Origin of the sequence: Agromyces salentinus (genome assembly GCF_009749395.1) — a bacterium.
GTDB classification, from domain to species: domain Bacteria; phylum Actinomycetota; class Actinomycetes; order Actinomycetales; family Microbacteriaceae; genus Agromyces; species Agromyces salentinus.
In genome coordinates this window covers 15,926-37,679 of the sequence record NZ_WBIR01000010.1, presented here as the reverse complement: position 1 = coordinate 37,679, position 21,754 = coordinate 15,926, and the positions used below count along the sequence as shown (strand labels likewise).

Sequence of the window (21,754 nt, the reverse complement as noted above, 5' to 3'; positions counted from 1 at the left end):
GGCGGCCGATCAGGTCGCCCGTCCTTCCGGCGTGCGATGACGCCCACCGACCTGGCGGGACCCGCCGACGGCGGCACGGCCGTGCCGGAGGCGATCGCCGCCTTCGCTGCCGGCGCCGCGGTGACGCCCGTGTGGCGCAACGTCGTTGGCGGACTCACGTTCCGCATCGCTCGCGGAACCCACCCCGGCGGGGCGGTGTTCGTGAAGTGGAACCCGGCGGGATCGGGGGAGTCGCTCGCCGACGAGGAGCGCCGGCTCCGCTGGCTCCAGGACCGCTTCCCCGCACCCCGGGTCGTGGCATCCGGGGCGGATGCGGCGGGCGAGTGGCTCGCGACCGGCGCGATCCACGCGCTCTCCGCGGTCTCGCCGGCCTGGGTGTCGAGGCCGGATGCCGCAGCGCGCGCGATGGGCGAAGGGCTCCGCCTTCTCCACGAGTCGCTCGACCCGGCCGCGTGCCCGTTCGACTGGTCTGTCCCGAGGCGGCTCGAGGCCGCGAGGGCGTCCGGGTCGCCCGTGCCGCGGTCGCTGCACGAGCCTCCGGCCATCGATCGACTCGTCGTGTGCCACGGCGACCCGTGCGCCCCGAACACGCTCATCGACGATGACGGTTCCTTCGCCGCGATCGTCGACGTCGCGAGGCTCGGCACGGCCGACCGGTGGGCCGATCTCGCGGTGGCGAGCTGGAGCCTCGAATGGAACTTCGGGGCGGGGCGGGAGCAGGCGTTCTTCGACTCCTACGGCGTCGCGCCCGATCCCGAGCGGATCGACTACTACCGCCGCCTCTGGGACGCGACGTGACGTTCGGCGCGACCGTCGCCCGGCGAGGGCCGATGCGGCAGGTCGGTGGCCGCTCATAGGATGGCGCTGTGAGCGACATCCCTCAGGACCTCGATACTGCGCACGCCGAATCCGAGGCGCTCCGCGAGCGCATCGAACGCAACCGGATCGCCTACTACAACGACGGCGACACGCTCGTCTCCGACGCCGAGTACGACGCCGACTTCCACCGGCTCGAGGCGATCGAGCGGGCGTTCCCCGAGCTCGGCGGCCAGGACAGCCCGACCCAGCAGGTCGGGGCCGCGATCGTGTCGGCCGGGTTCCCGCCCCACGAGCATGCCGAACGCATGCTCAGCCTCGACAACGTCTTCTCGATCGAGGAGTTCCGCGAGTGGGCGGCGAAGGCCGAGGCATCCGCCGGCCGCCGCGTGCACTGGCTCAGCGAGCTGAAGATCGATGGGCTCGCGATCAGCCTGGCGTACCGCGACGGCGTGCTCGAGACCGCCACGACGCGCGGCGACGGCCGCGTCGGCGAGGACATCACCGAGAACGTCGACCTGATCCCGGTGATCCCGCGCCGGCTCGAGGGCTCCGGGTACCCCGACTTCTTCGAGGTGCGCGGCGAGGTGTTCCTCCGCACGACGGACTTCGAGGCGCTGAACGCGCGCCAGCACGAACTGCAGGCCGCGTTCGAGACGGAATGGGTGGCCAGGGGGCGTCCGGCCGACGCGATCCCGACCAGGTACGCCGAGTTCGCCAACGCGCGCAACACCGCGGCGGGCAGCCTGCGACAGCGGCGGGAGAACAAGAGCGCGGCCGACCTCGCCCTCATGCGCGAGCGGCTCGGGCGACTCTCCCTGTACCTGCACGGCATCGGCGCCTGGGCCGATCCCGATGTGGCCGCGCAGTCCGAGATCTACGGACTCCTCGCGTCCTGGGGGCTCCCGGTCTCGCCGCACTCCCGCGTCTTCGACAGCGTCGACGACGTCGCTCGCTACATCGCCGAGCGCGGCGAGCACCGCCACGACGTCGAGCACGAGATCGACGGCATCGTCGTGAAGATCGACGAGCTCGCGCTCCACGACGAGCTCGGCGCGACCAGTCGCGCCCCACGATGGGCCATCGCCTACAAGTACCCGCCGGAAGAGGTGCACACCAAGCTGCTCGACATCATCGTCGGTGTCGGCCGCACCGGCCGCGCGACCCCGTACGCGGTCATGGAGCCGGTGAAGGTCGCGGGCAGCACGGTGCGCCAGGCCACGCTGCACAACCAGCAGGTCGTGCGCGCCAAGGGCGTGCGCATCGGCGACACGGTCGTGCTCCGCAAGGCCGGCGACGTCATCCCCGAGATCCTCGGCGCGGTCGAACAGCTCCGCGACGGCAGCGAGGTCGAATGGCAGATGCCCGAGCTCTGCCCCGAGTGCGGCACGCCGCTCCGGGCCATGAAGGAGGGCGACATCGACCTGCGGTGCCCGAACGCCCGCGCCTGCCCTGCGCAGGTCCGCGGCCGTGTCGAGCACATCGGCTCGCGGGGGGCGCTCGACATCGAGGCGCTCGGCGAGGTGACCGCCGCTGCACTGACGCAACCGGTGGTTCCCGAGGAGCCGCCGCTCGTGACGGAGGCGCGCCTGTTCGAGCTGCGCCTCGACGAACTGGTGCCCATCGAGGTCATCGTCCGCGACGCCGAGACCGGCGAGCCGAAGATCGACGAGGAGACCGGCCTGCCGGTGCGACGAGCGCCGTTCCAGAAGCTCGGCGCGGCGACGTACCCGCCGGGTGCGGAGTCCCTGACCCCCGCCGAGCGGCGAGCGGCCGGCATCCGCAAGAGCGTGCGCGAGGTGCGCCCGTCCGAAGCGGCGACGAAGCTGCTCGCCGAGCTCGAGAAGGCGAAGACGAAGCCGCTGTGGCGGTTGCTGGTCTCCCTGAACATCCGGCACGTGGGTCCGGTGGCCGCGCGTGCCCTCGCCGACTGGTTCGGCTCGCTCGACGCCGTGCGCTCGGCCTCGCGCGACGAGCTGGCCGAGGTCGACGGGGTGGGCGGCATCATCGCCGACTCCCTGACCGAGTGGTTCCAGGTCGACTGGCATGTCGACATCGTCGAACGGTGGACGGCTTCCGGAGTGCAGTTCTCGACGCCGGGGCATCCGGGTCCCGGGGCTGCGGCACAGGTGGGCGGAGTGCTCGCCGGGCTGACGATCGTCGCGACCGGCTCGCTCGAGGGATTCACGCGTGAAGGCGCCCAGGAGGCCATCATCGCCGCAGGCGGCAAGGCCGCATCCAGCGTGTCCAAGAAGACCGACTTCGTGGCCGCCGGCCCGGGTGCCGGTTCGAAGCTCGCGAAGGCCGAGGAACTCGGTGTGCGCGTGCTCGATGCGGCGCAGTTCGCGGTGCTGGTCACCGAAGGACCGGGTGCGCTCGACGGCTGATCCCGGCGGCGAGCAGGACGAGATGGGGGCGATCTTGGGTGACGACGAGCACAGGCCGGCCGAGGGCGGCGGTACCGGAGCAGCGGGGGTCGACGACGGTGCGTCGCGGCGGGACTTCCTGAAGATCGGCGGGGCCGCCGCGGCGGGCGCGGTCATCGGCAGCGGCGGGGGAGCCGCCGCTGGACTCGCGGTGGGGCAGGCGCGCGGCTTCGCCCAGGGTGCAGAGGACTTCGCCGCCCTCACGCCACGTGAACAGGCGGGGTTCGACCACGTCGTCGTCCTGATGGGCGAGAACCGGTCGTTCGACAACCTGCTCGGCTGGCTGTACACGCCGGACGACGTGCCCGCCGGGCAGCGATTCGACGGGCTCGCGTTCGGCGAGTACGCGAACTCCGGCCCCGACGGCGTCGCCGTGCCCGCGCATGTGTACGACGGCACCACCGACGAGATCATGGGCAAGCCCAACCCCGACCCGGGCGAGGAGTACCCGCACGTCAACACGCAGCTCTTCGGCATCGTCGAGCCGGCCTCCAACGCCGAGGTCGAGGTCGGCGACATGGACGACCCGTACAACGCCCCGCGACCGGGGCAGACGCCGACCATGGACGGCTTCCTCACCGACTACGTCATCAACGCCGAACGGCTGAGGAATGGCAGGCAGCCCACGCCCGCCGAGGCGAACCAGATCATGGGCTCGTTCTCGCCCGAGATGCTCCCGGTGCTCTCGACCCTCGCGAAGAACTTCGCCGTCTTCGACGCGTGGCACTGCGCCGTTCCCTCGCAGACGTTCTGCAATCGGTCCTTCTTCCATGCCTCGACCTCGCACGGGTTCGTGACGAACAAGCACGGCGGCGGCTACGACAAGTGGATCGACGCGGCGCCGGCACCGACGATCTTCAACCGCCTCGAGGAGGCTGGCCTCGAGTGGCGCATCTACTTCGACGAGCTCCAGCTCGTCTCCTTCACCGGCGTGCTGCACGCACCGGTGCTCGAGCAGTACTGGCGCACCGACCACTTCGCCACGATGGACCGGTTCTACGACGACGTTCGCACCGGCCGGCTCCCGGCGTACGCGTTCATCGAGCCGCGCATGGTCTACAACCACAACGACTTCCATCCGCCGTTCGGAAAGCTGCGCGAGTCCGAGGTGGACGGCACGGAGGTGTTCGACAGTGCGGTCTCCGACGTGCGTGCGGGCGAACTGCTGGTGCACCGCATCTACGAGGCCGTGAAGACCAGCGCCAGTACGACCGGGTCCAATGCGCTCAACACCCTGCTGCTCATCACGTTCGACGAGCACGGCGGCACCTACGACCACGTCCCGCCGCCGGCGGCCTCGCCGCCCTTCGAGGGTCAGGATCCGGGTGAGATGGGCTTCCGGTTCGATCGGCTCGGCTGCCGTGTGCCGGCGATCGCGATCTCGGCGTACACCCGCGCCGGCACGGTCGTCCACGACGAGATGCACCACGGTGCGGTGATCGCCACGCTCGCGCGACTCCACGGCCTGAAGCCGCTCACCCGGCGCGACGCCGGAGCGAACGACCTCTTCAGCGTCGTCAACCTCGACGAGCCGCGGCATCCGTGGACGTGGCCGTCGACGACGCCGCAGTTCCTGCCGCCCAACCCGCAGGCCACCGCGCCGCATCCCGCGCACGCGCACAAGGACAAGCCGTTGAGCCCGCCGGCCAGGGGCCTGCTCGGCCTGCTGGTCGCGCGATTCGGACGCGCCGACGACCCAGAGCCCGAGACGTACGCGGACGCGTACGCACTGCTGCACGAGCACGGCGGCGGCCTCTTCGGGGTGCCGGGGTAGCGCAGACGGGCCCGGGCCGTCTCCCCGATAGAATCGGTGCATCCCCATCACGAGACGACGGAGCAGCATGTCCGAAATCACTGCGGAGCAGGTCGCGCATCTCGCGAACCTCGCACGCATCGCGCTCACCGAAGAAGAGATCGCGCACCTCACGACGGAGCTCGGCCAGATCATGCAGGCCGTCGAGAAGGTCGGCGAGGTGGCGACGCCCGACGTGCCGCCCACGAGCCACCCGATCCCGATGCAGAACGTGTTCCGCGACGATGTCGTCGGCGACGACGTGCTCACGGCCGAGCAGGCCGTGGCCGGTGCGCCCGAGGCAGACGGCTCGCGCTTCGTCGTCTCGGCGATCCTGGGGGAGGAGCAGTGAGCGAGATCATCCGGCTGACCGCCGCCGAACTGGGCGCGAAGATCGCCGCGGGCGAGGTCTCCTCCGTCGAGGCCACCCGCGCCCACCTCGATCGCATCGCGTCGGTCGACGGCGCCGTGCACGCCTTCCTGCACGTGAACGACGAGGGCGCCCTCGCCGCCGCCGCCGACGTCGACCGTCGTCGCGCCGCGGGAGAGGCCTTCGGGCCGCTCGCCGGCGTGCCCATCGCCATCAAGGACGTGCTCGTGACCGAGGGCATGCCCTCCACGGCCGGCTCGCGCATCCTCGAGGGCTGGATCCCGCCGTACGACGCGACGCCCGTGCGCCTCGTGCGCGAGGCCGGCATGATCCCGCTCGGCAAGACGAACATGGACGAGTTCGCGATGGGCTCGTCCACCGAGCACTCGGCCTACGGCCCGACCCACAACCCGTGGGACCTCGACCGCATCCCCGGCGGATCCGGCGGCGGCTCCGCGGCATCCGTCGCCGCCTTCGAGGCGCCCCTCGCGCTCGGCAGCGACACCGGCGGCTCGATCCGCCAGCCGGCGCACGTCACCGGCACGGTCGGCGTGAAGCCCACCTACGGTGCGGTGAGCCGGTACGGCTCGATCGCGCTCGCCTCCTCGCTCGACCAGATCGGCCCGGTCACGCGCACGGTGCTCGACGCCGCGCTGCTGCAGGACGTCATCGCCGGGCACGACCCGCACGACTCCACCTCGATCCCCGAGGCGTGGCCGTCGATGGCCGACGCGGTCCGCCGGGCGGATGTCGCCGGCGTGCGCATCGGCGTCGTCAAGCAGCTCGACTCCGGGGGCGTGCAGGCCGGAGTGCGCTCGCGCTTCCACGAGTCGCTCGCCCTGCTCGAGCGCAACGGCGCCGAGATCGTCGAGATCGACGCGCCGAACTTCGAGTACGCGATCGCCGCGTACTACCTGATCCTCCCGGCCGAGGCCTCCTCGAACCTCGCCAAGTTCGACTCCGTGCGCTTCGGACTGCGGGTCACGCCCGAGGGCGGCGGCACGGTCGAGCAGGTCATGGCCGCCTCGCGCGAGGCCGGCTTCGGGCCGGAGGTCAAGCGGCGCATCATCCTCGGCACCTACGCGCTCTCGGCCGGCTACTACGACGCCTACTACGGGAGCGCCCAGAAGGTCCGCACGCTCGTGCAGCGCGACTTCGAGAACGCGTTCGCGAAGGTCGACGTGCTCGCCACGCCGACCGCGCCCACGACGGCGTTCAAGCTCGGCGAGAAGCTCGACGACCCGCTCGCGATGTACCTCAACGACGTCGCGACCATCCCGGCGAACCTCGCCGGCGTGCCCGGCATCTCGCTGCCCGCCGGCCTCGCCCCTGAAGACGGCCTGCCGGTCGGCATCCAGTTCCTGGCGCCAGCGCGCCAGGACGCACGACTCTACAACGTCGGCGCGGCCCTCGAGCGACTGCTCGAGGCCGAGTGGGGCGGGCCGCTGCTGAACCGCGCGCCCGACCTGTCTTCGCACGAGATGGCTGCGGCCGAGGAAGGTGTGATCTGATGGCCCGCGCGGCACTCATGGACTTCGACAAGGCGCTCGAGCTCTTCGAACCGGTCATCGGACTCGAGGTGCACGTCGAGCTGAACACCATGACGAAGATGTTCTCCTCGGCGCCCAACCCGGCGAACTCGGCCTTCCACGTCGCCGAGCCGAACACGCTCATCACGCCGGTCTGCCTGGGCCTGCCTGGCTCGCTGCCGGTCGTGAACGGCGAGGCCGTGCGCTCCTCGATCTCCCTCGGGCTCGCGCTCGGCTGCGAGATCGCACCGTCGAGCCGCTTCGCGCGCAAGAACTACTTCTACCCCGACCTGGCGAAGAACTACCAGATCTCGCAGTACGACGAGCCGATCGCCTTCGACGGCGAGGTCGAGGTCGAGCTCGAGAACGGCCGCGTCTTCCAGGTCCCGATCGAGCGCGCCCACATGGAGGAGGATGCCGGCAAGCTCACCCACGTCGGCGGTTCGACCGGCCGCATCCAGGGCGCCGAGTACTCCCTCGTCGACTACAACCGCGCCGGCGTGCCGCTGGTCGAGATCGTCACGCGCCCGATCTTCGGCGCCGAGGCGGATGCCCCCGCGCTGGCTCGCGCCTACGTGTCGACGATCCGCGACATCGCGATCTCGCTCGGCATCTCCGAAGCGCGCATGGAGCGCGGCAACCTGCGCTGCGACGCGAACGTCTCGCTGCGCCCGCGGGGGCAGGAGAAGCTCGGCACGCGCACCGAGACGAAGAACGTCAACTCGTTCCGCTCGATCGAGCGTGCCGTGCGCTACGAGATCCAGCGCCAGGCGGCGATCCTCGCCGACGGCGGTTCCATCACGCAGGAGACGCGCCACTGGCACGAGGACACCGGCACGACGAGTGCCGGTCGCCCCAAGTCCGATGCCGACGACTACCGCTACTTCCCCGAGCCCGACCTGCTGCCCGTCGTGCCGTCGCCCGAGCTGATCGAGGAGCTGCGTGCCGCGCTGCCCGAGCCGCCCGCGGCTCGCCGTCGCCGGCTGAAGGGCGAGTGGGGCTTCACGGACCTCGACTTCCAGGGCGTCGTGAACAGCGACCTCCTCGTCGAGGTCACCCAGACGGTCGCCGCGGGTGCGACGCCCGCTGCCGCCCGCAAGTGGTGGACCGGTGAGCTCGCCCGCATCGCGAACGCGCAGAACGTGGATGCCGCATCGCTCGCGACGCCCGAGCACGTCGCCGAACTGGCACAGCTCGTCGACTCCGGAACGCTCACGGATCGCCTGGCGCGCCAGGTGCTCGAGGGCGTCATCGCGGGCGAGGGCTCGCCGCAGCAGGTCGTCGACGCCCGCGGCCTCGCGGTCGTCTCCGACGACGGAGCGCTCATCGCCGCGATCGACGAGGCGTTGGCCTCTCAGCCCGACGTGCTCGCCAAGATCCGCGACGGCAAGGTCCAGGCCGCCGGTGCCGTCATCGGCGCCGTGATGAAGGCGATGCAGGGCAAGGCCGACGCCGCGCGCGTGCGCGAGCTGGTCCTCGAGCGAGCCACGACCGACTAGGTCCGCTGCGATCTGCGGGCGAGTCCGGCCATCCGGTCGGGCTCGCCCGCACTGCGGTGCAGGTGCCTCCGGAGGTTCCGCTCCGGTGTGATCCCGGGTTCACGGTGCGGTCGATCGTCGGCGGTGCGCCCCCGCTCCCAGCATGTTCCGGGCTTGGCTCCCTACGCTGATCTTCCCCTGAGCGATTGACGAGGACATCATGGGCTTCCTTGACCGACTGTTCGGCGCACCCGATCCCCGCGCGGCGCAGCCTGCGCTTCCCCGGGCGCCCGCACGGGCGCAGACCGAGGACGAGCGCGCGATCGCGCGGTACCGATACCTGCTCCGCACCGCACCGCCCGAGTCGATCGAGGCCGTGCACGCCGAGGCGTTCGCCAAGCTCACGCCCGCCCAGCGCGCACAGGTCTTCCAGGCGCTCTCCGACCAGGCACCCGCGGGGGAGCGGCTCACGTCCGACGACCCGGCCACCCTCGCGCGCGCGGCGACCCGCGCGGAACTGCGGGCGCCAGGCACCATGGAGCGCACCTTCCAGGCGACGGATGCCGCGGGTCGGCGCGGGGGGCCGGGTGGGCCGTCGTTCGGCTCGATGGTCGGCGGCTCGATGCTCGGCACGGTCGCCGGCGTCGTCGTCGGCTCGATGATCGCGCAGGCGTTCCTGCCCGGACCCGACTTCGGCGGTGACGTCGCCGGAGACGGGGGTACGGGCGACGCCGGCATGCCCGGGGCCTCGGCCGACGGGTCGGGCGATCTCGGCGGCGACGCCGGCGGGTTCGGAGATTTCGGCGGCGACTTCGGCGGCGACTTCGGCTTCTGACCCGCCACCCGATGACGGTGGCCTGGCGTAGGGTCGCAACGTGAGCAAGCAGGACGGCTCGTCGAGACAGGTCACCACCGGGCCGGTCGACGACTCGGAGACCCCCATCCTCCATGTCGACATGGATGCCTTCTTCGTCTCCGTCGAGCTCCTCTCGAGGCCCGAGCTGCGCGGCAAGCCGGTGCTCGTCGGTGGCACGGCCGGCCGCGGCGTCGTGGCGGCCGCCAGTTACGAGGCTCGCCGATACGGCGTCAATTCCGCGATGCCCATGTCCGTCGCGTTGCAGCGCTGCCCGAACGCCATCGTGCTCAGGGGCAACTATCCGGCGTACTCCGAGTACTCGCGCCGGGTGATGGAGATCTTCGGGCAGATCACCCCGCTGGTCGAGCCGCTCTCGATCGACGAGGCCTTCCTCGACGTGTCGGGCGCGAGGCGGCTGCACGGAACGCCGGCAGAGATCGCCTGGAGCATCCGCGACCGCGTGCAGCGCGAGACCGGGCTCACGTGCTCGATCGGCGTCGCGGCGACCAAGTACGTGGCCAAGGTCGCCTCGAGCCGGGCGAAGCCCGACGGCATGCTCGTCGTGCCCGCGCACGAGACGGTCGCGTTCCTCCATCCGCTGCCGGTGTCCGCGCTCTGGGGCGTGGGTCGGGTGACCGAGGAATCGCTGCAGCGAATCGGGTTGCGCACGGTGGGCGATGTCGCCACGATGCCGCCCGACGCGCTCGTGCGGGCCGTCGGCCCCGCGCTCGCCGCCCGGCTCGCCCGACTGGCCGTCGGCGACGACCCTCGCGAGGTCCACACGACCCGGACCGAACGCAGCATCGGCCACGAGCAGACGTTCGGACACGACCTCACCGACCCGATCGTGATCCGCCGCGAGCTGTTGCAACTCTCGGGCAACGTCGCCGTGCGACTTCGGAAGGCGGGCCTCGTCGCTCGAACGATCTCGCTCAAGCTCAGGTACGGCGACTTCCGAACGCTGACCCGTTCCCGAACGCTCGCCGAGCCGACCGATGTGGCGCGACGCATCTACGACGAGGCGTCCGAGGCGCTCGAGGGTCTCGTCGGCGACGGCGCCCGGGTGCGGCTGATCGGCGTGCGCGCCGAGAACCTCCGCGAGTCCGGCACCGGTGCCATGCTCTGGGACCCCGACGAGGAATGGCGGGACGCCGAACGCACGATCGACCAGGTCGCTGCCAAGTTCGGGCGCGGGGCGGTTCGGCCGGCCGCCCTGGTGCAGCGTGAGAACCTTCGCGAGCAGGAGCAGGAGCGGCGGCGTACGGCGAAGGGCGACGAGCCGTTCGATCCGAACGCCGCGGCCTGGGGGTGGTAGCGGGAGTCCTGCGCGGGTAGCGTTGCCACATGGCTGAACTCGTACTGGACCTTGCCGAGACCGTCGCGGGCGTCGGCGTGAAGACCGCCTACGGCGATCCCGTCGACATCGACGGCGTGAAGGTCGTTCCCGTGGCCCTCGGCTACTACGGCTTCGGTGCCGGCAGCGGGGGAGCGACCGACAACGTGCAGGGCAGCGGCGGCGGTGGCGGCGGTCTCTCCGTCCCGCTCGGCGCCTACGTCGGCGAGCAGGGGCGCGTCCGGTTCGAGCCGAACGTGATCGGCCTCGTGCTCGTCGCGACGCCCTTCATCTTCGTCGTGGGCCACGCCCTCAAGACGATCATCCGCGCGCTCAAGCGCTGACGCCGCGACGACGCGAACGCGCAACCCGCCTGAGCCGTGCCCCTGTGGCCGGCCGTCCCGCTGCCGCGCGCGTGAGGGTGAACGCGAGTCATCGTCTGCGTGTACGCTGATCTCGAACACGGGAGTCCGGTGAGCCGGGCTGAGAGGAAGGTTCTCAACCTTCGACCGTCGAACCTGATCTGGGTCATGCCAGCGCAGGGAGGCATTCGCATCTCAATACCCGTGCCGCTTTCATCGAGAGAGAGGGCACGACAGTGCACGCATCATCAACGTCAACGGCCGCACGCGCGGCATCCGGATCCGCCAACCGCCCTTCGCTGCGGTGGCGAGTCGTCGACATCGTCGTGGCGAGCGTCATCGGCGTCGCCGTCGGCGTCGTCTTCTGGGCCTGGGGTGTCGTCTGGGGGCCCATCTCGGCACCGATCGAGGCTCTGCTGCCCGGGCTGCAGGCGGCTCCGGCCGCCCTCTGGGTGGTCGCCGGCGTCCTCGGCGGGCTCGTCATCCGGAAACCGGGGGCCGCGCTCTACACGGAGCTGGTGGCGGCGATCGTCTCGGCGCTCATCGGCAGCCAGTGGGGCGGCCTCCTGACGATCGAGGCGGGCCTCGTGCAGGGCCTCGGCGCCGAACTGGTCTTCGCGATCTTCCTGTACCGCAACTGGCGCCTTCCGGTGGCGCTGCTCGCCGGCGCGGTCGCGGGTCTCGCGATGGCCGTGAACGACCTCGTCCTCTACTACGCGGGAGCCGCTCCGCTGTTCGCCACCATCTACACCGCGTCGGCCGTGGTCGGCGGAGCCGTCATCGCGGGTGGCCTCTCCTGGTTCGCGGTCCGCGGACTGGCCCGCGCCGGAGCGCTCGATCGATTCGCAGCCGGGCGCGAGTACCGGGCGGTCTGACGTGGCCGGCGCCGAAGCGCGTTCCGCGCCGGCCGCAGTCTCGGCGCGCGAGTGGGGCTGGCGGCACGCCGGCCGCCGGGCGCCCGCGGTGCACGGACTCGACCTCGACATCGGCCCGGGGGAGCGGGTGCTGCTGCTCGGTGCATCCGGCGCAGGCAAGTCGACCCTGCTCCACGGCATCGCCGGGGTCCTCGGCGGCGAGGAGGATGGCGAATCGCTCGGGCGACTGCTCGTCGATGGGCGCCCCCCGTCCGCGGCCCGCGGCCGTTCCGGTCTCGTCCTGCAGGATCCCGATGCCCAGGTCGTCATGGCGCGGGTCGGCGACGACGTCGCGTTCGGGCTCGAGAACCTGGGCGTGCCACGCGGCGAGATCTGGCCGCGCGTCGCGCAGGCGCTCGCGTCGGTCGGGCTCGACCTGCCGATCGAGCACTCGACGGCCGAGCTCTCTGGCGGCCAGCGGCAGCGCCTCGCGCTCGCGGGCGTGCTCGCGATGCGACCCGGCCTGATCCTGCTCGACGAGCCGACCGCGAACCTCGATCCCGAGGGCGTTCGCGACGTGCGCGATGCCGTGGCCCGCGTCGCCGAGGAGACCGGGGCGACCCTGATCGTGATCGAGCATCGGGTGTCGGTGTGGCTGCCGATCGTCGATCGCGTGATCGCCATCGACGCCGGTGGTGGCCTGCTCGCCGACGGTCCGCCCGGCGAGGTGCTCGCCGCCCGGCGATCGGAGTTGAGAGCCGGCGGCGTCTGGCTGCCCGATGACGTGCCATGGCGGGCTTCGGCGCCTCCGACCGCGACATCCGCGCTCCTGACCGGAGCGGCCCTGTCCGTCGGTCGCGTGGCAGGTGAACCGGTGCGCGAGGGCATCGAGTTGGAGGTCGATTCCGGACGGATCCTCGCGGTCACGGGCCCGAACGGCGTCGGGAAGTCGACATTGGCGCTGACCATGTCCGGGCTGTTGAAGCCGCTCGGAGGTCGGTTGGCGGCATCCGATGCGTTGGCGTCCGGGTTGCGGGACGAACCGTGGCGGTGGCGCTCCCGCGAACTCCTGGCCCGCATCGGCACGGTGTTCCAGAGTCCGGAGCACCAGTTCCTCACCGGCTCGGTACGGGCCGAGCTCGAGGTCGGCCCGCGAGCCCTGAAGCTGTCCGAGCAGTCGCGGCGTGCCCGCGTCGACGAGCTCCTCGACGTGCTCCGGCTCGCCCACCTGGCCGCGGCCAACCCCTTCACGCTCTCGGGCGGAGAGAAGCGACGGCTCTCGGTCGCGACGGCGATCGCCACCAGGCCGAGACTCCTGGTGCTGGATGAGCCGACGTTCGGGCAGGACGCCACGACGTGGCGCGAGCTCGCGAAGCTGCTCGTCGGCCTTCGCGACGACGGGGTCGGGATCGTCGCCGTCACGCACGACGACGCCTTCGTCGAGGCGATCGCCGATCGGCGTCTCGTGCTGGGCCGCGAGGTCACGGCATCGGCGGCCCGTGCCGGGAGGACGGACGCATGAGCATCGCGAGTGTTCGGCCAGGCCTGCCGTTGGCCCGCGTGAATCCGGTGGCGAAGGTCGCGGCGACCGTCCCGCTCAGCATCGTGCTGATCCTCACCCTCGACATCGTGTCGGCGACGGTCGCCATCGTGTGCGAGATCGTGCTCTTCACACTGGTCGGACTCGGCGGGCTGCTGTGGTCGCCACGGACCCTCCCGGTCTGGATCGCGGCACCGCTGACGGGCATCAGCATGGTGCTCTACGGCGCGCCCTCGGGCGCGACGCTCTGGGACTTCGGCGTGATCCACGTGACCGAGGGCTCCGTGCAGATCGGCGTCGCGACCACCGTCCGGGTCATCGCGATCGCGTTGCCGGCCGTCGTGCTGTTCCTCACGATCGACCCGACCGACCTGGCCGACGGCCTCGCCCAGACGCTCAAGCTGCCCTCGAGGTTCGTGCTCGGTGCGCTCGCGGCGCTGCGACTGGTGGGCTCTGCGGTCGACGACTGGCGCATCCTGAATCTCGCCAGGCGTGCGCGGGGCGTCGGCGACTCCGGCGTGATCCGACGCTCGCTCGGGCAGGCGTTCTCGCTCCTCGTGCTCGCCATCCGCCGCGGTGGCACCCTCGCCACCGCCATGGAGGCACGCGGCTTCGGTGCCGACGTGGACCGCACCTACGCGCGCGCGGCGCACTTCGGTTGGACGGAATGGACGATCATCGGCGTCGGATGCCTCGTGGCCGCGGCGTCGGCCACGGTCGCAATCCTCGTCGGGAGCTGGAATGTCATCTGGTCCTGATCCAGCGTCCGTGCGCGCGGAGGCGGCGTCGCCCGCGTTCGGCCGGACGTCCAGGAGGCTCGTCGGGGCGATCCGGCGTACGCCTCGTCCGCTCGTCCTCATCGACGGGCCGAGCGGTTCCGGCAAGTCGACGCTCGCCGACGCGCTCGTGACGGCATGGGCGGGGAAGCCGCCGGAACTCGTGCGCCTCGACGACGCGTACCCGGGGTGGACCGGCCTCGAGCAGGCCCCGAGGAACCTGGCGCGAACCCTCGTGCAGCCCTGGCTGCGCCGCATGCCAGGAGGGTACCGGCGGTGGGACTGGGGCGCCGACGCCCCCGGCCCCGCCGTGTCCGTCGTGCCCGGGCCGGCGCTCCTCGTCGAGGGCTGCGGCGCCTTCGCCGTGGTCGAGCCGGCCGTCCCGGCGGTGAGGATCTGGGTCGAGGCCGCCGACGACCTGCGGCGCCGTCGGGCGCTCGCCCGCGATGGCGGAGCCTACGACCCGTTCTGGGAGATCTGGGACCGCCAGTGGCGGTCCCACGTGCGTCGGAGCGACCCGCGAGCGGCCGCGACCATCAGCGTCGACGGAGGGTCGGCTCCTCGAACGCCCGGGTACGTCGCGGTGCGCCGACCCGACATCCGTTCCTCCGGTGCGCAATCGCGTCTCGCCGGATAACGTGGATGCATGGCAGCCGAAGCAACCTCAAGCTCATACGTCGTCGAGTACCTCGACGGTCCGCTCGAAGGGCAGGTCGAGCACCGGTCGCTCGTCGACGGCGCACCCGAGTCGCGCCTGGCGACGATCGCGGCGGTCGACGGCAATGAATCCGTGTTCTGGTACGACCTGGTCGAGCAGCGCGACTTCGATGGCGAGGTCCGCGCGACCTTCGCGTTCGATGCCGGGGACTCCGACCCCGTCACGTTCGACGAGGACGACAACGACTGATCGCCCGCTGCCCGCGAGGCGGCGTCGCAGCAGGTCTCGGCTACTCCGCCTGCGCCTCGAGGAAGGCGCCGACCACCGGGAACGGGTGCGTGAGGCGCCAGATGGGCCCCGGGTCGCTGATCGACTCGGTGAGGCGAAGCGGGGACGAGACCTCGTCGTCGCCCGTCGTGACCGTCACGCGACCGACGTCGCGGGCGTCCGACGACGTGCTGAACGGCTCGACGTCGATCTCGGCTCGGCCGAACTCCGCGCCCCACGGGGCATCCGCACGGCTGACCGTCGCGATCACCTTCGAGGTCTCGCCCCAGGCCGACTCGACCGAGGCGTATGCGGCACCCTCCGTGATGACGGTCACGGGTGCGGATGCCGCGGCGGCCGATTCCACGGCCGCCGTGATGGCGGGGTCGAGGGTCTCGTAGTCGGGCATCGTCAACATGGCACCCACGACCCACCGGGATGCATCCGCATCCGCGTCGGCACCCGGCACCTCGATCGTGAAGACGGAGGAGAGGCCGGCCTCGTCGGTGTACCCGCGAGTGATCTCGCGGATCCCGTCGTCGCCGGACCGGTCGACGAGGTCGGGAGCCGCGTGCGCGCCGATGGGAGCCTGGTCGGGATCAGCGAGCATCGCCGAGATGCTCGGGTCGGCCAGTGCCAGCGCGGCCAGCGCCGCGACCTCCGACGCGGTGCTGACGTTCTCGCCGGAGAGGCCGGTCGCATCGTCCACGTGCGTGGAGGTGAAGCCCTGTTCGGCGAGCCAGTCGTTCGCCGCGTCGGCGTACGCCTGCACGCCGCCGAACGCCCACCGCGCGAGCGTGTCGGCGTGGTTGTTGCTCGAGGTCAGCAGGATGGCCCGCACGACGTCGCGCTGGGACCAGGAGTCGCCGGGGGAGACCTGGAGGGTTCGCGTGTCCTCGGCCACGTACTTCAGGTAGTTCGTGTAGTCGTCGGGGCCGATCTTGATCATCGGGCCCTCGCCATCACCGACCGCGGGCAATGGCAGCGACTCGAGCGTCACGAGCAGCGTCACGAGCTTGGCCGCGCTGCCCATGGGCACCGCTTCGGTGACGCCGGACGTCGCGAGCGGCGTGCTCGCCCCGTCTGCGCCGGTGAGCACCATGGCGTTCGCCCCCTGCTCGGGAAGCGCCAGAGCGGCGGCTCCTGGGACGACCGGCGCATCGGGATCGGCGCGCACGGTGACCGCCGGCAGTGGACCGAGGAGCATGGCGGGTGCGTAGAGCAGGAGGCCGAGGATGGCGAGGGAACCGACGATGATGCCGATCACGCGGGCGGGGGAACGCATGGGTTCAGCGTAACCGCGGCGCGGTCATGCCCAGCCCAACTCGTGGAGCCGATCGTCGTCGATGCCGTAGAAGTGTGCGATCTCGTGCACGAGCGTGACGTGGATCTCCTCGCGGAGTTCCTCTTCATCGTCGCAGATCGCGAGCAGCCCCTCGCGGTACAGGATGATGCGATCGGGCATCTCGCCCATGCCGTATCGGTCGCGTTCGGTGAGGGCGAAGCCGTCGTACAGGCCGAGCAGGTCGAGGGAGCCGTCTTCAGGGCGGTCTTCGACCACGAACACGACGTTCTCGAGGCCGTCGATCATCTCGTCGGGCAACTGGTCGAGTTCATCGACCACGATCGCCTCGAAGGCCTCGGCATCGAGCTGCACGGATGACCCCGATCGCCGAACGGACCTTCGTATCGCACTGTCTTGTCGCACTGTCTTGGGGTGAGTAACGGGGCTTGAACCCGCGACCTCCTGGACCACAACCAGGCGCTCTACCAACTGAGCTATACCCACCATGTGCCCGACTACCGCGGTGATCAGGCAACTCGAAGAGCTTACTACACCTTGACGTCGAACTCGTTCACGACGGTGGCCGCGATCGCCTGGAGCTCCGCGCTCGTCGGCCCGGGATCCGCGACGAAGACGGCACGGCGGTAGTACTGGAGTTCGCGGATCGACTCGAGGATGTCGGCGAGGGCCCGGTGCCCTCCGTTCTTCGCAGGCGACTGGAAGTACGCCCGCGGGTACCAGCGGCGAGCGAGCTCCTTGATGGAGGACACGTCGACGTTGCGGTAGTGCAGGTGCCCGTCGAGCCGCGGCATGTACTTGGCGAGGAACGCCCGGTCGGTGCCGATCGAGTTGCCCGCGAGCGGCGCCTTCTGCTCGTCGGGGACGTGCTTCAGCACGTATTCGAGCACCTGGTACTCCGCGTCGGCAACGCTCACGCCGTTGGGGATCTCCTCGATGAGGCCGGATGTGGTGTGCATGCCGCGGACGAACTCGCCCATGTTCTCGAGTGCGCTCGCGTCGGGGCGGATGACGATGTCGAGCCCCTCGTCGACGGGGTTCAGGTCGTAGTCGGTGATCACGACGGCGATCTCCACGAGTTCGTCGACCTCGAGGTCGAGTCCGGTCATCTCACAGTCGATCCAGACCAGTCGGTCGCTCGCGGTTGCCATGCCCGCGAGTCTACCGGTGCGCCCGGACACCGTTCGGATGCCGCCCACGACCTCACGGCACTCGACGGACCGACCGCGGCGTGGAGACCGTGCGGCGCGCACAGGAGTGGCGGTGACGGTGCCCCCGGCAGGAATCGAACCTGCGACCGACAGATTAGAAGGCTGCTGCTCTATCCGCTGAGCTACGGGGGCCGGTGCGCCCAGCTTACCCGTTCGCCGGTTCAGCCCTCGATCGGGACGTCCGTGGTGTCGTCGTGACGCCGCCCCGCGGCATCCGCCCGGCCCTTGCGGATCGCGAGCGCGATGAGCGGGAAGGCGAGCACGGTGATCATGCCGGCGCCGACGAGCGCGGCCGCCACGCCCGTGCCGATCGCGCCGTCGTCGACGCCGATCGCCGTGACCGCGACGATCACGGGCAGGCCGGTGGCGCCGAACAATGCGATGGCCAGCTTGGTCCGGCGATCGGCGCCGACCGGAGCCGCGAGCACCGAAGGCAGGCCGCGGACCAGCAGGAGGACAGCGACGAACAGCGGCACGAGCGAGAGCGTGGCCGGATCCGCGAGCGACGCCAGGTCGAACTCGACCCCGGTGGTGATGAAGAAGATCGGCACGAGGAACCCGTATCCGAGCCCCTCGACCTTCGTCTCGAGCATCTCCACGTCCTGCTTCGGCGCACCGGTGAGGATCACCTTGAGCAGCACCCCCGCGGTGAAGGCCCCGAGCAGCATGTCGAGGTCGAGCACGAGACTGAGGGCCACGAGCGAGACGAGCGCGAGCACGACCAGCCGGACGCCGAACTGACCGCTGGTGTGCATGGTCGAGGTGATGACCACGTGCAGGCGCTTGCCGTGCCCCTTCGCGGCCAGGGCGATGGCGACGCCGGCGATCACGATGAACACGACCAGCACGACCGCGGCGAGGCTCGGGTTCCGGCCGGTCAGGAACAGCGAGATCGCGACCAGCGGTCCGAACTCGCCCACCGCGCCCAGGGCGACGACCGCGAGGCCGAAGGGCGTCTTGAGGTCGCCCGAGTCGCGCAGGATCGGCATGATCGTCCCGAGAGCGGTCGAGGTCAGCGCGATGCCGATGATCGCCGCCGCCGGGATGTCGGGAGCGAAGAGCACGGCGATGCCGAAGCCCGCTGCGAGGGAGATCAGCCAGCCGATGACGGCACGGTTCATCGGGCGACCGCGGATGGCGCGGAAATCCACCTCGTTGCCCGCGAGGAAGAAGAGCATCGCGAGGCCGAGCTCGGACAGCAGGTCGATGAACGGGTCGGGAGCGATCCAGCCCAGGACGGCCGGGCCGAGGAGGATGCCGAGCAGGATCTCGAACACCACGAGGGGGACGGCGACCCAGCGCCCGACGCCGCGGACGAGGAGGGGCGCGGCCACCGCGATCAAGGGCACGAGGACCATGGTCCCGATCGAGATCTCCATGCCCTGCTCCAGACTGCGTGCCGGTGCCACGCCTGCCTGATGCTATCCAACGGACGGGTCTCGCGGCGGGCGCCGCGTTTGCCCGCCCGTAACACGCGGGCGGTATCGTCGTGGCATGCGAGACCTCCAGGCGGCCATCATCGCCGAACTCAACGTCACGTCGGTCGTCGATCCAGCCGTCGAGGTGCGATCGCGCATCGACTTCCTCAAGGACTACGTCCGCGCGACCGGCGCGTCGGGCCTCGTGCTCGGCATCTCGGGCGGCCAGGACTCCTCCCTCGCCGGCCGGCTCTGCCGGTTGGCCGTCGCCGAGTTGACCGCCGAGGGGCATCCGTCGCGGTTCGTCGCCGTGCGCCTGCCGTATGGCGTCCAGCGCGACGCGAGTGACGCGGAACTCGCGCTCGAGTTCATCGATCCCCAGGAGACGGTGGAGTTCAACGTCAAGCGGGGCGTCGACGGACTCGCCGAGGAGTACGCGGATGCCGCCGGCGCGCCGATCAGCGACTTCGGCAAGGGCAACGTGAAGGCCCGGATGCGCATGGTCGCGCAGTACGCCCTCGCGGGCGAGCACGGACTGCTCGTCGTGGGCACCGACCATGCGGCCGAGGCCGTCACGGGCTTCTTCACGAAGTACGGCGACGGTGGAGCCGACGTCCTGCCGCTCACCGGCCTCACCAAGCGCCAGGGCCGTGCGCTCCTCAGCCACCTTGGAGCGCCCGAGCGCCTGTACCTGAAGGTGCCGACCGCCGACCTGCTCGATGGCGACCCCGGTCAGTCCGACGAGGCGAACCTCGGCCTGACGTACGCCGACATCGATTCGTTCCTCGAGGGCGAGCAGATCGACGAGCGCGTCGCCGAGCGCATCGAGGCGAGGTTCCTCCAGACGCGGCACAAGCGCGCCGTGCCCGTCTCGATGTTCGACGACTGGTGGCGTTGAGCCGCAGGCGTACATGAGCGAAGCGCTGGGGCCCCGTCCGAACGGACAGGGCCCCAGCGCTTCGCTCCGGCGCGATCAGGCGCGGGCGTCGTCGGCCTTCGCGAGGGGCTCCGTGGAGCTCTGGGTGGGCGTCGGTGCGGTGTCGGACGTCGTGCTCGGGGCGATCTCGGTCGCCGAGCGGTACCGTTCGTGGTGCTGCTCGGCGACCCACGCGTCCTGCTCCTCGACGGCGGCCTGCTCGGGCTCCTGCCGTTGGGTGCGCCAGCGCAGCAGGTCGTTCTGGAACTGCTTGCGGGCCCGCGACGGATGCCGCTGCCAGTCGAGCATCCGGTCGCGGAACTCCGCGACGGCGGGGTCGAGCTGGTAGCCGAACGTGGCTGACGCCCGCTTCAGCTCGTGCAGCTGATGTGCGGCCCAGTTCGCCGCGACATCCGAACCCCGGATGGGCAGCATCCGGACCTGGATGTCGGCTTGGCCGACCGTGCGGTCGGCGAGGACCTGCTCCTGCGGGGTGAGCGAGTTCCACACCGAGGCCTCGGTCGCGGCGTCGACCAGGGCCGCGATCGCCGCCGTCTTCAGCTCCGCGTCACGCTGGCCGACGACCCGACGCACCGCGGAACTCGCGATCCATGCGGCGAGCAGGCCGGAGGCGAGCACGGCGACGAAGAGCACCGCGCCCGCGAAGAGGGTCGGCTGCGCCTCGCTCGAGGTCAGCCAGGAGATGAGATCGTTCCACCACTGCATGCACCGCAGAGTACCCGGTGCGACTCTCCGCACCGGGACCCGTGCGCGGCGTGCCCGAACCCCGCGTGCCCGAACCCGGCGTGCCGTTCATGGATTCGGGCGGGCCCGGATCAGCCGAGGACGGTGCCGTGGGCCGCGAACGGCTCGATGCGCGCGATCTCGTCGTCGGTGAGCGGCCCGGACTCGAGCGCGGCGACGTTCTGCTCGAGCTGCGCCACGCTGGATGCGCCGATGATCGCGCTGGCGACGAGTCGCTCGCGCAGCACCCACGAGAGGGCCAGCTGGGCGATGCTCTGGCCGCGCGACTCGGCGACCTCGGCGAGGCCGCGGATCCGGGTGAGGTAGTCATCGCTGATGCGGTCGGGGGAGAGGAACCGGCTGGTCGCGGCCCGGGAGTCCGACGGGATCTCGCCCGACAGGTAGCGATCGGTCAGCAGGCCCTGGGCGAGCGGGGAGAAGACGATGCTCGCGGCCCCGACCTCCTCGAGGGCCGGGAACAGGCCGTCTTCGATGTGGCGGTCGAACATCGAGTAGCGAGGCTGGTGGATCAGGAGCGGGACCCCCTCCTCGGCGAGCGCGGCCGCTGCGGCGATGGTCTGCTCGGGCGAGTAGTTGGAGATGCCGACGTAGAGCGCCTTGCCCTGGCGGACGGCGCTCGCCAGGGCGCCCATCGTCTCCTCGATGGGCGTCTCGGGGTCGGGGCGGTGCGAGTAGAAGATGTCGACGTAGTCGAGGCCGAGCCGGCCGAGGCTCTGGTCGAGGGAGGCGAGCAGGTACTTGCGTGACCCGTGATCGCCGTACGGCCCGGGCCACATGTCGTAGCCGGCCTTGGACGAGATGATGATCTCGTCGCGATAGGGGCGCAGGTCGGCGCTGAGGATGCGGCCGAAGTTCTCCTCGGCACTGCCGTACGGGGGGCCGTAGTTGTTCGCGAGGTCGAAGTGCGTGATGCCGAGGTCGAAGGCGCGACGCACGATCTCGCGCTGCGTCTGCCAGGGGCGGTCGTGGCCGAAGTTGTGCCAGAGCCCGAGTGAGAGGGCGGGGAGCTTGAGGCCGCTCCGGCCCACTCGGTTGTAGCGCATGGTGTCGTATCGTGCCGGATTCGCCTCGTAGCTCATGCGAT

The 21,754-nt window shown here is 71.0% G+C and carries 21 protein-coding genes, 2 tRNA genes and 1 riboswitch; of the genes, 15 read left to right on the top strand and 8 right to left on the bottom strand.

The window, feature by feature from the left end:
* The first annotated feature begins 36 nt into the window (after window positions 1–36).
* The 14 genes from GQQ95_RS11355 (at window position 37) to GQQ95_RS11290 (ending at window position 15,039) form a co-directional block, all read left to right on the top strand.
* Window positions 37–798 (top strand): aminoglycoside 3'-phosphotransferase, encoded by a 762-nt coding sequence (locus GQQ95_RS11355; RefSeq protein WP_157427784.1) that lies wholly within the window; start codon window positions 37–39, stop codon window positions 796–798.
* A gap of 77 nt (window positions 799–875) precedes the next feature.
* Window positions 876–3,203: an NAD-dependent DNA ligase LigA gene (gene ligA / locus GQQ95_RS11350; RefSeq protein ID WP_425482575.1), complete on the top strand. Its 2,328-nt coding sequence runs from the start codon at window positions 876–878 to the stop codon at window positions 3,201–3,203.
* Window positions 3,204–3,225: 22 nt separating this feature from the next.
* Entirely contained in the window at window positions 3,226–5,016 is a 1,791-nt protein-coding gene (locus GQQ95_RS11345; protein ID WP_157427782.1) for an alkaline phosphatase family protein, read from the top strand.
* A gap of 67 nt (window positions 5,017–5,083) precedes the next feature.
* Window positions 5,084–5,386, top strand: coding sequence for an Asp-tRNA(Asn)/Glu-tRNA(Gln) amidotransferase subunit GatC (gene gatC, locus GQQ95_RS11340; protein ID WP_157427781.1), 303 nt, complete (start codon window positions 5,084–5,086; stop codon window positions 5,384–5,386).
* Window positions 5,383–6,915 carry an Asp-tRNA(Asn)/Glu-tRNA(Gln) amidotransferase subunit GatA gene (gene gatA, locus GQQ95_RS11335; RefSeq protein WP_157427780.1) on the top strand — a complete coding sequence of 511 codons (1,533 nt, stop codon included), beginning with the start codon at window positions 5,383–5,385 and terminating at the stop codon, window positions 6,913–6,915. The genes gatC and gatA overlap by 4 nt, the downstream gene beginning before the upstream one ends.
* Window positions 6,915–8,432 (top strand): Asp-tRNA(Asn)/Glu-tRNA(Gln) amidotransferase subunit GatB, encoded by a 1,518-nt coding sequence (gene gatB, locus GQQ95_RS11330; protein ID WP_157427779.1) that lies wholly within the window; start codon window positions 6,915–6,917, stop codon window positions 8,430–8,432. Before gatA ends, gatB begins: the two co-directional genes overlap by 1 nt.
* Before the next feature lie 199 nt (window positions 8,433–8,631).
* Complete coding sequence (locus tag GQQ95_RS11325) at window positions 8,632–9,246, top strand: hypothetical protein (protein WP_157427778.1); 615 nt, start codon at window positions 8,632–8,634, stop codon at window positions 9,244–9,246.
* Between the two features lie 40 nt (window positions 9,247–9,286).
* Window positions 9,287–10,582 carry a DNA polymerase IV gene (locus GQQ95_RS11320; RefSeq protein ID WP_157427777.1) on the top strand — a complete coding sequence of 432 codons (1,296 nt, stop codon included), beginning with the start codon at window positions 9,287–9,289 and terminating at the stop codon, window positions 10,580–10,582.
* 29 nt (window positions 10,583–10,611) lie between these two features.
* The gene (locus GQQ95_RS11315) at window positions 10,612–10,944 is read left to right on the top strand and encodes a hypothetical protein (RefSeq protein ID WP_157427776.1); all 333 of its coding nucleotides are present in this window, start codon (window positions 10,612–10,614) and stop codon (window positions 10,942–10,944) included.
* A 117-nt stretch (window positions 10,945–11,061) separates the two neighbouring features.
* Window positions 11,062–11,162: riboswitch (TPP riboswitch) on the top strand.
* A gap of 36 nt (window positions 11,163–11,198) precedes the next feature.
* A complete protein-coding gene (locus GQQ95_RS11310; RefSeq protein ID WP_157427775.1) occupies window positions 11,199–11,837 on the top strand; it encodes an ECF transporter S component in 639 nt (212 codons plus the stop codon).
* 1 nt (window position 11,838) lies between these two features.
* Window positions 11,839–13,338 carry an ABC transporter ATP-binding protein gene (locus GQQ95_RS11305; RefSeq protein WP_246205419.1) on the top strand — a complete coding sequence of 500 codons (1,500 nt, stop codon included), beginning with the start codon at window positions 11,839–11,841 and terminating at the stop codon, window positions 13,336–13,338.
* Window positions 13,335–14,114 carry an energy-coupling factor transporter transmembrane component T family protein gene (locus tag GQQ95_RS11300; protein WP_157427774.1) on the top strand — a complete coding sequence of 260 codons (780 nt, stop codon included), beginning with the start codon at window positions 13,335–13,337 and terminating at the stop codon, window positions 14,112–14,114. Before GQQ95_RS11305 ends, GQQ95_RS11300 begins: the two co-directional genes overlap by 4 nt.
* Before the next feature lie 10 nt (window positions 14,115–14,124).
* Window positions 14,125–14,769, top strand: a complete 645-nt coding sequence (locus tag GQQ95_RS11295; RefSeq protein ID WP_212275404.1) for a nucleoside/nucleotide kinase family protein — start codon at window positions 14,125–14,127, stop codon at window positions 14,767–14,769.
* Window positions 14,770–14,778: 9 nt separating this feature from the next.
* Window positions 14,779–15,039: a hypothetical protein gene (locus tag GQQ95_RS11290; protein WP_157427773.1), complete on the top strand. Its 261-nt coding sequence runs from the start codon at window positions 14,779–14,781 to the stop codon at window positions 15,037–15,039.
* Window positions 15,040–15,079: 40 nt separating this feature from the next.
* On the opposite strand, the gene GQQ95_RS11285 is transcribed toward GQQ95_RS11290, so the two are convergent.
* The 6 genes from GQQ95_RS11285 to GQQ95_RS11260 form a co-directional block, all read right to left on the bottom strand.
* The gene (locus GQQ95_RS11285) at window positions 15,080–16,342 is read right to left on the bottom strand and encodes a D-alanyl-D-alanine carboxypeptidase family protein (RefSeq protein ID WP_157427772.1); all 1,263 of its coding nucleotides are present in this window, start codon (window positions 16,340–16,342) and stop codon (window positions 15,080–15,082) included.
* Between the two features lie 24 nt (window positions 16,343–16,366).
* On the bottom strand, window positions 16,367–16,714 hold the full coding sequence (locus GQQ95_RS11280) for a metallopeptidase family protein (RefSeq protein WP_157427771.1): 348 nt from the start codon (window positions 16,712–16,714) through the stop codon (window positions 16,367–16,369).
* A 56-nt stretch (window positions 16,715–16,770) separates the two neighbouring features.
* Window positions 16,771–16,846, bottom strand: a tRNA-His gene (locus GQQ95_RS11275).
* Between the two features lie 44 nt (window positions 16,847–16,890).
* A complete protein-coding gene (gene orn / locus GQQ95_RS11270) occupies window positions 16,891–17,511 on the bottom strand; it encodes an oligoribonuclease (protein WP_157427770.1) in 621 nt (206 codons plus the stop codon).
* 119 nt (window positions 17,512–17,630) lie between these two features.
* Window positions 17,631–17,703 (bottom strand) — tRNA-Arg (locus GQQ95_RS11265).
* A gap of 29 nt (window positions 17,704–17,732) precedes the next feature.
* Window positions 17,733–18,980, bottom strand: coding sequence for a cation:proton antiporter (locus GQQ95_RS11260; RefSeq protein WP_246205416.1), 1,248 nt, complete (start codon window positions 18,978–18,980; stop codon window positions 17,733–17,735).
* Window positions 18,981–19,065: 85 nt separating this feature from the next.
* Here GQQ95_RS11260 and nadE point away from each other — a divergent pair, with 85 nt between their 5' ends.
* Window positions 19,066–19,887 carry an ammonia-dependent NAD(+) synthetase gene (nadE, locus tag GQQ95_RS11255; RefSeq protein WP_157427769.1) on the top strand — a complete coding sequence of 274 codons (822 nt, stop codon included), beginning with the start codon at window positions 19,066–19,068 and terminating at the stop codon, window positions 19,885–19,887.
* Between the two features lie 75 nt (window positions 19,888–19,962).
* On the opposite strand, the gene GQQ95_RS11250 is transcribed toward nadE, so the two are convergent.
* A complete protein-coding gene (locus GQQ95_RS11250) occupies window positions 19,963–20,631 on the bottom strand; it encodes a hypothetical protein (protein WP_157427768.1) in 669 nt (222 codons plus the stop codon).
* 110 nt (window positions 20,632–20,741) lie between these two features.
* Window positions 20,742–21,749 (bottom strand): aldo/keto reductase, encoded by a 1,008-nt coding sequence (locus GQQ95_RS11245; RefSeq protein ID WP_157427767.1) that lies wholly within the window; start codon window positions 21,747–21,749, stop codon window positions 20,742–20,744.
* Between the last annotated feature and the right edge of the window lie 5 nt (window positions 21,750–21,754).

Coding starts and splice junctions, on each gene's coding strand:
- GQQ95_RS11290 (WP_157427773.1), top strand. CDS start 14,779: ATGGCAGCCGAAGCAACCTCAAGCTCATACGTCGTCGAGTACCTCGAC.
- gatB (WP_157427779.1), top strand. CDS start 6,915: ATGGCCCGCGCGGCACTCATGGACTTCGACAAGGCGCTCGAGCTCTTC.
- GQQ95_RS11300 (WP_157427774.1), top strand. CDS start 13,335: ATGAGCATCGCGAGTGTTCGGCCAGGCCTGCCGTTGGCCCGCGTGAAT.
- orn (WP_157427770.1), bottom strand. CDS start 17,511: ATGGCAACCGCGAGCGACCGACTGGTCTGGATCGACTGTGAGATGACC.
- GQQ95_RS11345 (WP_157427782.1), top strand. CDS start 3,226: ATGGGGGCGATCTTGGGTGACGACGAGCACAGGCCGGCCGAGGGCGGC.
- nadE (WP_157427769.1), top strand. CDS start 19,066: ATGCGAGACCTCCAGGCGGCCATCATCGCCGAACTCAACGTCACGTCG.
- gatC (WP_157427781.1), top strand. CDS start 5,084: ATGTCCGAAATCACTGCGGAGCAGGTCGCGCATCTCGCGAACCTCGCA.
- GQQ95_RS11355 (WP_157427784.1), top strand. CDS start 37: ATGACGCCCACCGACCTGGCGGGACCCGCCGACGGCGGCACGGCCGTG.
- GQQ95_RS11315 (WP_157427776.1), top strand. CDS start 10,612: ATGGCTGAACTCGTACTGGACCTTGCCGAGACCGTCGCGGGCGTCGGC.
- GQQ95_RS11285 (WP_157427772.1), bottom strand. CDS start 16,342: ATGCGTTCCCCCGCCCGCGTGATCGGCATCATCGTCGGTTCCCTCGCC.
- GQQ95_RS11245 (WP_157427767.1), bottom strand. CDS start 21,749: ATGAGCTACGAGGCGAATCCGGCACGATACGACACCATGCGCTACAAC.
- GQQ95_RS11325 (WP_157427778.1), top strand. CDS start 8,632: ATGGGCTTCCTTGACCGACTGTTCGGCGCACCCGATCCCCGCGCGGCG.
- GQQ95_RS11250 (WP_157427768.1), bottom strand. CDS start 20,631: ATGCAGTGGTGGAACGATCTCATCTCCTGGCTGACCTCGAGCGAGGCG.